Source organism: Kineosporia sp. A_224, from assembly GCF_002198655.1.
In the GTDB taxonomy this organism is placed as follows: Bacteria; Actinomycetota; Actinomycetes; order Actinomycetales; family Kineosporiaceae; genus R-H-3.
On sequence record NZ_MWLN01000202.1, the window covers coordinates 68558 to 80717 of the forward strand.

Genomic DNA, 12160 nt, shown 5'->3' on the forward strand with positions numbered 1-12160 from the left:
GGTTACGCGGGCAGGACGACGAGCTCCATCGAGTCGACGCGGTCGGCGACGTCCTCCTCGCGACCCAGCGCCGTGCCGACGACCCGGACCAGGTCGTCGAGCGCGGCCCGGTCGAGCCCTGCGCGGACGCCGAGGACGACCTTGAGCTCCGCCGCGGCCCCCGGCTCGCAGCGGACGCCGACGATCCCGGTCAGGCCGGCCGTCGCCCGCTCGACCGCGGCGGCGACGACGGGGTCCTCCGGGGACGGCACCCAGTGCCGGCCCTGGCCGAGGGCCCAGACGGCGGGCCGCCGGACGACGAACGGGTGCGGCCCGGCGAGGTCGACGAGCATCCGGTCGCAGCCCTCCGCGACCGCGGACAGTGCCGCCCGGGCGCTCTCGACGGGGACCGGCCGGGCGCCGGCGTCCCAGGCGGCGAGCGCCGCCGTCGAGGTGAAGACGGGCAGCCCGCGGACGCCGTCCGGGCCGGTCAGGGTGACCAGCGCCATGTCGGCGCCCTTGTCGGCGCGCAGGCCGCCGACGACGGGGTGGTCCTCGCCGAGGACGGCGACGACCGCGACGAGGACCCGGGCCGGGGCGAGGGCCGCGACGACGTCGGCCGCCGTCCGCTCCCCCGCGGCGTGGCCCGCGAGCGCCGCGGCGAGCGCGGCGTCCGGGCCGCCCTCGTCGCCGGTGAACGGCTGCGGGTTCAGCGTGCGGCCCTGCCACGGGACGCCGGAGGAGTCGGTCGTGCCGCCCGGCTCGAGGGCCGGGTCGGTCATCGCCGGCCGGCGACGTCGAGCGCCTGCTCCAGCGTGAACGCCCCGGCGTAGAGCGCCTTCCCGACGATCGCGCCCTCGACACCGGCCGGGACGAGCGCCCGGAGCGCCTCGAGGTCGGCGAGGTCGGCGATGCCGCCGCTCGCGACGACCGGACGGTCGGTGCGGGCGGCGACCTCGCGGAGCAGGTCGATGTTCGGGCCGCGGAGCGTGCCGTCCTTGGTGACGTCGGTGACGACGTAGCGGGCGCAGCCGTCCTCGTCGAGGCGGGCGAGGGTCTCCCAGAGGTCGCCGCCCTCCTTGGTCCAGCCGCGGGCCGCCAGCGTCGTGCCGCGGACGTCGAGGCCGACGGCGACCCGGTCGCCGTACTCGGCGATGGCCTTGCGGGTCCAGGCCGGGTCCTCGAGGGCGGCCGTGCCGAGGTTGACCCGGGCGCACCCGGTCGCCATCGCCGCGGCGAGGCTCTCGTCGTCCCGGATCCCGCCGCTCATCTCGACCCGGACGTCGAGCGCGGCGACGACCCGGGCGAGCAGCTCGCGGTTCGAGCCGCGGCCGAAGGCGGCGTCGAGGTCGACGAGGTGGATCCACTCCGCCCCCGCGGACTGCCACGCGAGCGCGGCGTCGAGCGGGTCGCCGTAGGAGGTCTCGCTGCCGGCCTCGCCCTGGACGAGGCGGACGGCCTGGCCGTCGGCGACGTCGACGGCGGGCAGGAGCTCGAGGACGGGGGCGGTGCTCACGCGGGGTTCCCTTCCGAGGGTGGTGCGTCCGAGGGTGGTGCGTCCGAGGGTGGTGCGTCGGTCTGCGGGGCCGCCGTGGCGTCGTCCGGGGCGTCCGCCGTGTCGTCGGCGCCGTCGTCCGCGTCGTCGGCGCCCCGTCGGGTCACGAGGACGTACCCGGCGAACGCCGCGACGGCGAGGACGACGGTGAGGATCTTCAGCCACCACGGGCCCTGGACGAGCACCCAGACGAGCAGGAGACCGGCCGCGCTCCCGAACGACGTCGCGGTGCCCTTGCGGCGGCGGGTCGTCGTGCTGCGGGTGCGGCTCGTGCCGCGGGCCGTCGTCCGGCGGCGCGTCGTCCGGCGGCGGGTGCTGCTGCTCGTCCGGGTGCTCGCTCGGCGTCGGGTGGCCACGCGCCGACGCTAGCGCACGGGTCGCGGCGGCCGGCGTCGCGTCCGGACCGCGGTCAGCGGCTCGCGCGGCGGTCGAACGCGAGGACGGCGAGCACCGGCCAGGCGAGCAGCGAGCCGACGACGGTGGCGCTGCGCCACACCCACGACGGCTCGAGCAGCCAGAGGACGGCGTTCAGCGCGACGAGTGCCGCGGCGAGGACGCCGTTCTGCCGGCGGCGCTGCCGCTGCAGCGCGCTCTTCGGCTCGTCGCGGCGGCTGAACGGCGCCGTGACGAGCGCGCCGAGGGACCGGCGCCGGGCGGCTCGGGCCTGGGCCCGGGCCCGCCGCTCGCGCTCCACCGCGGCGGCGGCCTGCCGCTCGGCGCGCCGCTTCGCGCGTTCCTTGCTCACCGGCCGCCCGCCGGCCCGCCGGCGGTCACAGCGTCGCGACCCAGTTCTCGAGCAGGTGCGCCCCGGCGTCCCCGGACTTCTCCGGGTGGAACTGGGTCGCGTTGAGGACGCCGTTCTCGACCGCCGCGACGAACCGGGCGCCGTGGTCGGCCCACGTCACCGCCGGGGGTCGCTGCCGGTGCTCGCCCTGGCGCTCGACGAACTCCCAGCGCTGCACGGCGAACGAGTGCACGAAGTAGAACCGCTCGTGCTCGACGCCCGCGAAGAGCACGGTGCCCGGCGGCGGCTGGACGGTGTTCCAGCCCATGTGCGGCACGACCTCGGCGGGCAGTCGCTCGACGACGCCGGGCCACTCCCCCAGGCCCTCGACGTGCTCCTGCCCGTGCTCGGTCGACCGCTCGAACATCACCTGGTGACCGACGCAGATGCCGAGCACCGGGCGGCCGCCGGCGAGGCGCCGGTCGACGATGACGTCGCCGCGGACCGCGCGGAGCTGCTCGGCGACGGCGGCGAAGGCGCCGACGCCGGGGACGACGAGCCCGTCGCAGCCCTCGGCGCGGGCCCGGTCGGCGGTGAGCTCGACGTCGGCGCCGACCCGCATGAGCGCCCGGACGGCGGACCGGACGTTGCCCGAGCCGTAGTCGAGGACGACGACCTTCGCCTTGCGGGTCAACGGGTCTCCCCGCGCGCGGCGGTGCCTGTCACAGCGTGCCCTTGGTGCTGGGGATGATCCCCTCGGCCCGGGGGTCGGCCTCGACGGCCGCGCGGAGCGCGCGGGCGACGGCCTTGAACTGGGCCTCGACGATGTGGTGCGGGTCGCGGCCGGACAGCACCCGGACGTGGAGCGCGATCCCGGCGGTCAGCGCGAGCGTCTCGAAGACGTGCCGGGTCAGGGACCCGACGAACGAGCCGCCGATGACGACGTACTGCTGGCCCTCGGGCTCGCCGTCGTGCACGCAGTAGGGCCGGCCCGACACGTCGACGGCGGCCTGGACGAGGCACTCGTCGAGCGGCACGAGGGCGTCCCCGAAGCGGCGGATGCCGGCCTTGTCGCCGAGCGCCTCGCGCAGCGCCTGGCCGAGGACGATGGCGACGTCCTCGACGGTGTGGTGCGCGTCGACGTCCGTGTCGCCGTCCGCCGAGACCGTGAGGTCGAGCAGGGCGTGCTTGGCCAGGCTCGTGAGCATGTGGTCGTAGAACCCGACGCCGGTGCTGACGCTCGCGCGGCCGGTGCCGTCGAGGTCGAGCTCGACGAGGACCTTGCTCTCCTTCGTCGCGCGTTCGACGCGGGCGGTGCGGGGGCCCGGGCTGGTGGCGGGGGTGGTCATCGGCTGGCCTCCATGACCGACTCGAGGGCGTCGAGGAACGTGGTCGTCTCGTCGGGGGTGCCGGCGGTGACCCGCAGGTGGTGCGCGATCCCGACGTCACGGACGAGGACGCCGTACTCCAGCAGCGCCCGCCAGACCCTCTTCTCGTCGTCCAGCCCGCCGAAGAGCACGAAGTTCGCGTCGCTCGCGACGGGCAGCAGGCCGAACGACGGCAGCGTCGCGACGATCCGGTCGCGCTGCTCCTTGATCGCCTCGACGGTCGAGAGCAGGACGTCGGCGTGCCACAGCGCGGCGCGGGCGGCCGCCTGGGTGAGCGCGGACAGGTGGTACGGCAGCCGGACGAGCCGGAACGCGTCGCACACCGCGGGGTCGGCGGCCAGGTAGCCGAGCCGGGCGCCGGCGAGTGCGAAGGCCTTGCTCATCGTCCGGGAGACGACGAGGCGCTCGCGGCCGGGCAGCAGGGTCAGGGCGCTCGGCGTCCCGGGCCGGGAGAACTCGACGTACGCCTCGTCGACGACGACGATCCCGCGGCTGCGCTCGTAGACGGCCTCGACGACGTCCAGGCCGACCGAGGTGCCGGTCGGGTTGTTCGGGGAGCAGAGGAAGACGACGTCCGGGTCGTGCTCCTCGACCTGCGCCGCGGCGTGCTCGGCGGTGAGGTCGAAGACGCCGGACGGCGCCCCGCGCAGCCCGTCGACCCAGGCCGTGCCGGTGCCGGTCGAGATGATCGGGTGCATCGAGTAGGACGGCGTGAAGCCGAGCGCCGTCCGGCCGGGGCCGCCGAAGGCCTGGACGACGTGCTGGAGCACCTCGTTGCTGCCGTTGCCCGCCCACACCTGCGCGGGCGTCACGTCGTGCCCGAGGTAGATCGCGAGGTCCTCGCGCAGGGCGGTGAACTCGCGGTCCGGGTACCGGTTGAGGTGGACGGCCTCCTTGCGGACGGCGTCCACGACCGCCGCGACGACCTCGACGGGCACGTCGTAGCTGTTCTCGTTGGTGTTCAGCCGGGTCGGGACGGCGAGCTGCGGGGCGCCGTAGGGCGTCCTGCCGCGCAGGTCGTCCCGCAGCGGGAGGCGCGCGAGGGTGTCCGCGGCGGAGTCCGCAGAGGTGGTGGGAGGCACCGGCCGAGTCTACCGAGCGGGGCGCCCGCGCCCGGACGGCGTGTCGGCGGCCCTCGACCGGTGCGCTCAGTCCGTGTGGTCCGGCAGGTGCAGGTCGGAGTCGGCGTTCCCGAACCGGTCGGCGAGGAAGGCGCCGTTCGCGAGGAGCCGCTCACCGTCGTCCTCGAGGACGGCGCGGTGCAGCTCGCGGACACCGATCTCGAGGATGTCGAGCTGCTCACGGAGGATGTCGAGCGCCGTCCGGCCGCCGAAGCCGGAGTACTCCTGGGCCCACGCCTGCGGCAGCTCGAGGTAGATCCGCAGGGTCGTCGGCAGGTAGTCGGTCGCGACCCGGTGCACGAGGTGACCGTGCGCGGCACCGGCCGGCAGCCGCTCGTGGGTCTCGCGGAGCTCGGCGCAGATCCGCCGGACGGCGTCGACGACGTCCGCGGGGACCCGGCCCTCGACGTGCGCGGGCAGGTCGGCGAGGTCCTCGTCGAGGGCGTCGGCGTGCACGGTGAGGGCGTCCGAGGGTTCGGCGGAGCCGAGGGTCACGAGGACCCGCTGGGCGGCGGCCTCGGCGATCGCGGTCTCCTCCTCGCGGGCGGCGAGGAACGCGTCGAGCCGGGCGAGCCAGGCGCTGAGCCGCAGCCGCCGGCGGGCCACGACGACCCCGCCGACCCGTGTCGCGCTCGTGCACGCGAAGCCGCGCGGGCCGGCGTCGAGGACGAGGAGGCGGCCCGCGCCGGTGTCGACGACCACCGCGGTCACCGGGCCGGGCCGGCCGGCGAGCCGGTCGCCGACGCCCGGGTCGCGCTCGACCCGGACGACGGCCGGCGGCAGCCGGGTCTCGAGCTCCTCGACGAGCCGCAGCACGGTCGCGGCGAGGTCGGCCTCGTCGTCCGGCGCGGCGGTCGCCGCCTGCGGCGCACCGCTGTCGTCGACGGTCACGGGCGGCCTCCGAGCAGCGGCAGGACGATCTCGGGATCCCCCGGCGGGGTGTGGTCGGTGAGCCGGCGGACCGCCGTCCCCCAGGCGACGACCCGGACGTCCTGCGCGCCGGGCGGCGGCGGGACGCCGTCGAACCGCAGCGCCACGACGCCGTCCGCGTCGAGGGCGGCGGCCTCGGCGCGCACCCGGGCGAGGGCGCGGTCGCGGGCGTCGTAGAGCGCCTGCGTCGCCGTCGCGTGCTCGCCGTCCGCCGTGAGGTCGCCCGGGTCCGCGACCGGGCCGGTCGAGGCACCGAAGGCGATGCCGAGCGGCCGGTAGCCCGTCTTCGCGAGGAGCCAGACGTCCCGGCCGGACAGCGTGGTCGTGAACGGCGCGGTGCTGTCGGTCCGCCAGCTGCCGTCGAAGTCGTCGGCCGTGCGGACGGCCGTGCCGTGCGCGGTCACCGCGACCCGGGTGCCGCGCTCGACCGTGGCCACCGTGAGCTCGATGCCGAGGACGCCGTCCGCCCCGAGGTCCTCGGCCTGGGCGAGCAGCCGCGCCATGCCCAGCGCCCACGCCGACTCCAGGGCCGTCGTCCGCACGACGTCCTCGCCGGGCGGGCCGGCGTCGTCCGCCGCCTGCTGCGCGGCGGTGAGAGCGGCCGGCTCGACGCGGTCGGCCGCGTGCAGGCTGTGCCCGAGGACGACGCCCACCGGTCGCAGCCCGAGCAGCCCGGCGAGCAGCAGGTCGTCGACGCCGAGCGCCGCGACGAACGCGGCGCTCTTCGGGGCGCGGCTCACCAGGCCCCCGCCCCGGCGGCGACCGGGACGACGAACCGCCCGAGCCCGCGTGCGACGTCCTTCGCGGCCGGCGACCGGTCGACCGCACCGGCGAGCACGGTCGCCGTCGCGAGCAGGACGACGGCCGCGTCGTGCCGGCCGTCGGCGCCGCTGCACGGCTCGAGCCCGGAGCGGACCTCGACCTCGCCGACGAGGACCGTGCTCGGGCCGCGCCGCCGCCCGGCCGCCCACCAGACCTCCGCGGCGAGGTCGTGGACGGCACCGACGAGACGGCCGAGCGACGGCTCCTCGCCGGGCTCCGGGAACGCGGGCTCCGGCCAGGCGTCCGTGGGGTCGTGGAGCGCCGCGCGGCAGGCGCTGAGGACGACGCGGCGCGGCGCCAGCCCGGCCTCCACCGCGAGGTCGGCGGCGTCGAGGGACAGGTGCGTCGTGAACACCTCGTCGGTGAGGCCGGTCACCGGGACGCGCCGGCGCCGGACCGTGACCCCGGTGCCGACGACGTGGTCGCCGTCCGGCTCGAAGGTCACGCCGACGACGCCGTCGGCGCCGAACGCTTTCCCGGTGCGCCGCAGGTCGCGGAGCGCGCGGCGGCGGGCGACCGCGATGGCCGCCCAGGCCGGCGGCGTCTCGTCGAGGTCGCGGTCGACCTCGGTGAGCACCATCCGGGGCCGCCGGCCGAGCCGCGCGGGCCGGCCGTCGTCCGCGGGGCAGCGGGCGGGCACCCCGGCAGGGACGGCGACCCGGGCGGTCACGGACCGCTCGGCGTCGAGGCCGGTCAGCCGATGCCGTCCGGGAAGCGGGCCTCGACGGCCTGGCCGTGCGCGGGCAGGTCCTCGGCGTTCGCCAGGGTCACGACGTGGTGCGCGACGTCGCGCAGCGCGCCCTCGTCGTACGAGACGACGTGGATCCCGCGCAGGAACGACTGCACCGACAGGCCGCTGGAGTGGCACGAGCAGCCGCCGGTCGGCAGCACGTGGTTCGACCCGGCGCAGTAGTCGCCGAGGCTCACCGGGGCGTAGGCGCCGACGAAGATCGCGCCGGCGTTCTTCACCCGCGCCGCGACCGAGCCGGCGTCCCGGGTGTGCACCTCGAGGTGCTCGGCGGCGTACGCGTCGACGACCTCGAGGCCGGCGTCGACGTCGTCGACGAGGACGATGCCGGACTGCGGGCCGGACAGCGCCGTCGTGACCCGCTCGCTGTGCTTGGTACGGGCGACCTGCTCCTCGAGCTCGGCCTCGACGGCGGCCGCGAGCGCCTCGGAGTCGGTGACGAGGACGGCTGCGGCCATCGGGTCGTGCTCGGCCTGGCTGATGAGGTCGGCGGCGACGTGCCGGGCGTCGGCCGTGTCGTCGGCGAGGATCGCGATCTCCGTCGGGCCGGCCTCCGCGTCGATCCCGATGAGGCCCTTGAGCAGCCGCTTGGCCGCCGTGACGTAGATGTTGCCCGGCCCGGTGACGAGGTCGACGGGCTCGCAGAGCAGCGCGGGCACGCCGTCGGCCGGGTCGGCGTCCGGGTCGGCGTCCGGGTCGGCGAGGCCGTAGGCGAACATCGCCACCGCCTGTGCACCGCCGACCGCCCAGACCTCCTCGACGCCGAGCAGCGCGCACGCCGCGAGGATCGTCGGGTGCGGCAGCCCCTCGAAGGCGGTCGGGTTGTCCCGCTGCGGCGGGCTCGCGACGGCGAGCGACTCGACGCCGGCCTCCTGGGCGGGCACGACGTTCATGACGACGCTGCTCGGGTAGACGGCACGCCCGCCGGGCACGTAGAGCCCGACCCGGCCGACGGGGACCCAGCGCTCGGTGACGACGCCGCCCGGCACGACCTGGGTCGCGTGGTCCTCGCGGCGCTGCTCGCGGTGCACGCGGCGGGCCCGCAGGATCGACTCCTCGAGCGCCGCCCGGACGGCGGGGTCGAGCGTGTCGAGCGCCCGCGCGAGGGCCTCGGCGGGGACGCGCAGTTGCGCCGGCCGGACGCCGTCGAACTTCTCGCACAGGTCGAGCACCCCGGCGACGCCCCGGTCCCGGACTTCGGCGACGATCGGCCGGACGGTGTCGAGGGCGTGCTCGACGTCGACGTCCGCCCGCGGGACGACGCCCCGCAGGGCCCGGGCACGCAGGGTCTGACCGCGCAGGTCGAGTCGGCGTATCACGTGCTCGATTCTAGGTGCGCGCCTGCGCGCAGGCGCCCCGCGTCCCGGGCGGCGGCCCTAGCCTTGATCCATGTCACAGCCAGCGGCCGCAGGTGCCGCGCCGGGGCGGTCCTGGCGGCCGCGCCGACGGACCCCGGCGGCGCTGCCCGTGCCGACCGCGACCGAGCTCGCGGCGGTCAGGGCCCGAGTGGACGCCCTGGAGTCCCGTGCGACACACCGCACGAAGGCCAGGACCGTCCTCGTCCGAGTTGTCGGCGCCGTCGTGGTCGCCGTCGTGGTCGCCCTCCTCACCGGCGACCTCCTCTCCGGCGGCAGGCCGGGGACGTCGTCCACCTGGGCGCTCACCCTCGGGCTCGGCACCCGGACGGGCTTCTCCGTTGCAGGTCTCGTGCGGCAGCGGCGCCTCGACGCCGCGGTCCGGGCCCGGCTCGCGGTCGACGGGCCGGCGAGGACCGTCGGGCGCCGACCTGCGCTTCCCCTGGGGCCGGTCGGCGGCACCGTGGCGGTCTGCGGTCTCCTCGGCTCGGTCGGGCTGGTGCTCGGCGTCGTGGCCGCGCTGCCGTCCGTGCTGCGCGAGGCCGGCGTCGCGGCCGTGCTCCCGGTGCTCTCCCTGCTCGGCGTGCTCGTCCTGGCGGCGGCCGCCGGGATCCACGTGCTGCGGTCGGCCCCCGTCGGCGCCGGCCCAGTCCTCGAGGCCGTGGACGGGTCGGTCCGCAAGCACAGGCTCCTGGAGGTGCTCGAACCGATCCCGATGTTCGCGTTCATCGCCACGGTGCAGCTCGGCCTGCACCCGACCCGGTACGAGGGCGCACTCGGCCTCTGCGCGCTCGCAGCCGTCCTCGCGACCCTCGGCGCGTCCGCGGGCAGGATGCACGAGCCACTGTTCAAGGACTACCGCCTCGTCACCGCGCGTGAACCGGAGGCCTGGCTCGCGGGCGAACCCGCCTGACCCGTCACGCTCCGCAGCCGCAGGGCTGGGCTGCCGCCCCCCTTCGGCCCTACGGTGATCGCATGCTGCCGTGTCGGAGGACGACGACCCCGTCCCCCACCACTCCCGCTGCGCCCGGTGCGCGGGCGGTCCGTCGTCGCGCCGGAGCGCGCCGGTGAGCGGCGGCCCGGCACCGCTGCCTCTCCAGGCCCCGCTCGACGTCGAGGTCACGCGGGCCCGGGTCGAGGGCCGCGCCGTCCTCGCCCGCCGCGCCGACGACGGGGGCCCGTCGTCGTCCGGGCTGCTCATCGGCCCCGTCGGCCTCGCCGCGGCCGTCGGCGTGACCGCCTGGCTCGGGGCGCACCCGTCCGGTGCGGCCCCGGCCGGTGTCGCCGCCACCGTCGGATGTCTCGTGTGCGCCCGGGCCTGGGTCCGGGCCGAACGCCGGACGGCGCGGGTCGACGTCCTGGTCCGCAACCGGTTCGTGCCCGCCGCGGACGTCCCGGCCACGGCGACGGACGCGCCGGCCACGGCCGCGCAGCCGATGACCGTGACGCCGCCCGCGCGGCGGTTCGAGGCGCTGCGCCGGCTCCCCGGCCGGTCGGCGGTGCAGACCCTGGTCGACCGGCTCGGCCGCGGCACGACGCTGCTCGCCGCCGTCGTCGCCGGCGCCTTCGTCCTCGTCACGGTCTCGGCCGTCGCCGTCCTCGTCGAACGCCCGGGGGTGCTCATGGCACTCGGCCCCGTCGGGCCGCTCGCGCTGCTCGCGACGCACGTCCGGCTGCTCGCCGTGCGGGCGACGACGCCCGTCGTCGGCACCGGCCTGCTCGCCCGCTGGGCGGACGCCGCCCTGCTGCGCCGCGACCTGCGGCTGCGGCTCACCGGCACGGCGGCCGCCCCGGTGCTCTACCTCCTCGCTTGGCACGGCCTGCCCGGCTGGTGGTTCACCCTCGCGGTCGTCGCCGCCGGTCTGCTGCTCGCCGTCCAGGTCGCCCTGCTCGTCGGGCTCAACGGGGACGGCGACCTGCTCCCCCGGGCGGCGCCGGCGGCGCCGCAGCCGCTGGCGCCGGCCGCGTCGTGACCGCGCCGGTGCTGCCGCCACCGACGGCGCTCGACCTCGCTGTGATCCGGGCGCGGGTGGACGGCCGCGGCTGGCTCGGGTACCCGGGCGCCGTGCGCTGGGACCGGCTCGCCGGTCTGGTCACCGTGGTCGTCGCCATCATGCTCGTCTCGTTCGGCGTCGACATCTTCTCGGACACGGGCGACGACACGGCTCCTGCCGTGCTCGGCGCGGCGGTCCTGGCACTGGTGAACGTCTGCGTCGGTGGCATGGCGCTGCTGACGTCTCGCCGCATCGACGACGCCGTCCGCGCCAGGCTCACACCGGTCACCGGCGGCGACGCCGGACGACGACGCCCTGGGCCGGCGGTGTGGTGCATCGCCGCTGTCCCGGCGGCGGCTACCGGCGTGTCGGCCGCGGTCGCCGTCGACCTGCTCGTGCGCAGACCGGGGTGGGTCTCCGCTGTCGCTCTGCTGGTGCCGCTCCTGCTCGGAGGCCTGGTCGTCGTCGCGGTCCGGGAGGTGATCGGAACACCGGCGATCGGGGACGGGGCCGTGCTGCGCGCCGTCGACGCGGCCCTCGCGCGGCAGGACCTGGGGACGCCCCTCATGACCGTCCTGCCGATCGCCACCGCCCGGTGGCTGGTGCACGGTGAGCGCTGGACCGGTGCACCGTCCTGGTTCTGGGCGGACATCGTCCTGACGGTGCTGTTCGTGCTGGGACTCGGCGTCAACGGGTGGGTCACCTCGTCGGCGAGACCGCTGGTGCAGGATTGGCGGCTTCACCACGCGACCCCGCCGCAGGCCTGGCTCGCCGGCGCCCCGCCGTCCCCCGACGTGCTGCGAGAATCGCCGCTGTGATCGTCGAGGTCGACCCGTCGAGCAGCGTCCCGCCCTACGAGCAGGTCCGGGCCGGGATCGCCGGCCGGATCGACGACGGCTCGCTGCCGGTCGGCACCCGGCTGCCGCCGGTCCGCACCCTCGCGACCGACCTCGGGCTCGCCGCGAACACCGTCGCCCGGGCCTACCGCGAGCTCGAGGAGGCCGGCCTCGTCGAGACCGCGGGGCGGCGCGGCACCCTCGTCGCCGCGTCGGGCGACGCGGTGCGGCGCCGGGCCGCGGCGGCCGCCGCTGCGTACGCCGAGGCGGTCTCTGCGCTGGGGATCGGTGACGGCGAGGCCGTCGCGCTCGTGCAGGCCGCCGTCGACGCACGGCGCGCGGCCCGCTGAACGGCGGCTCCTCCGCCCGTCAGGTCCAGTCGACGTCGGAGGTGCCGTCGTCCTGGAGCACGCCGTCCGAGACGTCGCCGACGGCGCCGAACGATGCGAGCTGGTCGGAGAGGACGTCGTCGCTGCCGAACACCTCGACGGCCTCGACGTCCTCCGGCGGCTCACCCTCCCGCCCGGGGACCTCGGACGCTGCGTCGCCGCCCGCCCGGTCCGTGCCGACCCACGCGTCCCACAACCGCTCGAGCACGCCGTCCGGCTCCTCGGTCCCTGCCGACCCCTGCGGGCCTGTCGTCCCCATGACGGTCATGGTCGTGGACGACGGCCCACAGGTCGAGGCGCGCGGCCGATCCCACTAGCC

General features: G+C 76.9%; 16 protein-coding genes. 4 read left to right on the forward strand and 12 right to left on the reverse strand.

The window, feature by feature from the left end; genetic code table 11:
- Nucleotides 1-2 precede the first annotated feature (2 nt).
- The 11 genes from EDJALFJO_RS24445 to hisD form a co-directional block, all read right to left on the reverse strand.
- The gene (locus tag EDJALFJO_RS24445) at nucleotides 3-761 is read right to left on the reverse strand and encodes an SseB family protein (RefSeq protein WP_088288923.1); all 759 of its coding nucleotides are present in this window, start codon (nucleotides 759-761) and stop codon (nucleotides 3-5) included.
- A complete protein-coding gene (priA, locus tag EDJALFJO_RS24450) occupies nucleotides 758-1495 on the reverse strand; it encodes a bifunctional 1-(5-phosphoribosyl)-5-((5-phosphoribosylamino)methylideneamino)imidazole-4-carboxamide isomerase/phosphoribosylanthranilate isomerase PriA (RefSeq protein WP_088288924.1) in 738 nt (245 codons plus the stop codon). The genes EDJALFJO_RS24445 and priA overlap by 4 nt, the downstream gene beginning before the upstream one ends.
- The gene (locus tag EDJALFJO_RS24455; protein ID WP_088288925.1) at nucleotides 1492-1890 is read right to left on the reverse strand and encodes a hypothetical protein; all 399 of its coding nucleotides are present in this window, start codon (nucleotides 1888-1890) and stop codon (nucleotides 1492-1494) included. The genes priA and EDJALFJO_RS24455 overlap by 4 nt, the downstream gene beginning before the upstream one ends.
- A 53-nt stretch (nucleotides 1891-1943) precedes the next feature.
- Entirely contained in the window at nucleotides 1944-2279 is a 336-nt protein-coding gene (locus tag EDJALFJO_RS24460; RefSeq protein ID WP_088288926.1) for a hypothetical protein, read from the reverse strand.
- 25 nt (nucleotides 2280-2304) lie between these two features.
- Nucleotides 2305-2952 (reverse strand): imidazole glycerol phosphate synthase subunit HisH, encoded by a 648-nt coding sequence (gene hisH, locus EDJALFJO_RS24465; protein ID WP_088288927.1) that lies wholly within the window; start codon nucleotides 2950-2952, stop codon nucleotides 2305-2307.
- A gap of 28 nt (nucleotides 2953-2980) precedes the next feature.
- A complete protein-coding gene (gene hisB / locus EDJALFJO_RS24470) occupies nucleotides 2981-3607 on the reverse strand; it encodes an imidazoleglycerol-phosphate dehydratase HisB (protein ID WP_088288928.1) in 627 nt (208 codons plus the stop codon).
- Nucleotides 3604-4728 carry a histidinol-phosphate transaminase gene (locus EDJALFJO_RS24475; RefSeq protein WP_088288929.1) on the reverse strand — a complete coding sequence of 375 codons (1125 nt, stop codon included), beginning with the start codon at nucleotides 4726-4728 and terminating at the stop codon, nucleotides 3604-3606. Before EDJALFJO_RS24475 ends, hisB begins: the two co-directional genes overlap by 4 nt.
- Nucleotides 4729-4794: 66 nt before the next feature.
- The gene (locus EDJALFJO_RS24480; RefSeq protein ID WP_088288930.1) at nucleotides 4795-5658 is read right to left on the reverse strand and encodes a hypothetical protein; all 864 of its coding nucleotides are present in this window, start codon (nucleotides 5656-5658) and stop codon (nucleotides 4795-4797) included.
- Complete coding sequence (locus tag EDJALFJO_RS24485) at nucleotides 5655-6437, reverse strand: heavy metal-binding domain-containing protein (protein WP_088288931.1); 783 nt, start codon at nucleotides 6435-6437, stop codon at nucleotides 5655-5657. The genes EDJALFJO_RS24480 and EDJALFJO_RS24485 overlap by 4 nt, the downstream gene beginning before the upstream one ends.
- A complete protein-coding gene (locus tag EDJALFJO_RS24490) occupies nucleotides 6434-7189 on the reverse strand; it encodes a hypothetical protein (protein ID WP_088288932.1) in 756 nt (251 codons plus the stop codon). The genes EDJALFJO_RS24485 and EDJALFJO_RS24490 overlap by 4 nt, the downstream gene beginning before the upstream one ends.
- Before the next feature lie 23 nt (nucleotides 7190-7212).
- Entirely contained in the window at nucleotides 7213-8586 is a 1374-nt protein-coding gene (gene hisD / locus EDJALFJO_RS24495) for a histidinol dehydrogenase (RefSeq protein WP_088288933.1), read from the reverse strand.
- Nucleotides 8587-8656: 70 nt separating this feature from the next.
- On the opposite strand from hisD, the gene EDJALFJO_RS24500 reads away from it, so the two are divergent.
- The 4 genes from EDJALFJO_RS24500 to EDJALFJO_RS36025 all read left to right on the forward strand — a co-directional run bounded on the left by EDJALFJO_RS24500 (nucleotide 8657) and on the right by EDJALFJO_RS36025 (nucleotide 11802).
- Nucleotides 8657-9535, forward strand: a complete 879-nt coding sequence (locus EDJALFJO_RS24500) for a hypothetical protein (protein WP_143448760.1) — start codon at nucleotides 8657-8659, stop codon at nucleotides 9533-9535.
- 70 nt (nucleotides 9536-9605) lie between these two features.
- Nucleotides 9606-10595 (forward strand): hypothetical protein, encoded by a 990-nt coding sequence (locus tag EDJALFJO_RS24505; protein ID WP_088288935.1) that lies wholly within the window; start codon nucleotides 9606-9608, stop codon nucleotides 10593-10595.
- A complete protein-coding gene (locus tag EDJALFJO_RS24510; RefSeq protein ID WP_088288936.1) occupies nucleotides 10592-11434 on the forward strand; it encodes a hypothetical protein in 843 nt (280 codons plus the stop codon). The genes EDJALFJO_RS24505 and EDJALFJO_RS24510 overlap by 4 nt, the downstream gene beginning before the upstream one ends.
- Complete coding sequence (locus EDJALFJO_RS36025; protein WP_088288937.1) at nucleotides 11431-11802, forward strand: GntR family transcriptional regulator; 372 nt, start codon at nucleotides 11431-11433, stop codon at nucleotides 11800-11802. The genes EDJALFJO_RS24510 and EDJALFJO_RS36025 overlap by 4 nt, the downstream gene beginning before the upstream one ends.
- 19 nt (nucleotides 11803-11821) lie before the next feature.
- On the opposite strand, the gene EDJALFJO_RS24520 is transcribed toward EDJALFJO_RS36025, so the two are convergent.
- Nucleotides 11822-12100 carry a hypothetical protein gene (locus tag EDJALFJO_RS24520; protein ID WP_143448763.1) on the reverse strand — a complete coding sequence of 93 codons (279 nt, stop codon included), beginning with the start codon at nucleotides 12098-12100 and terminating at the stop codon, nucleotides 11822-11824.
- Nucleotides 12101-12160 lie beyond the last annotated feature (60 nt).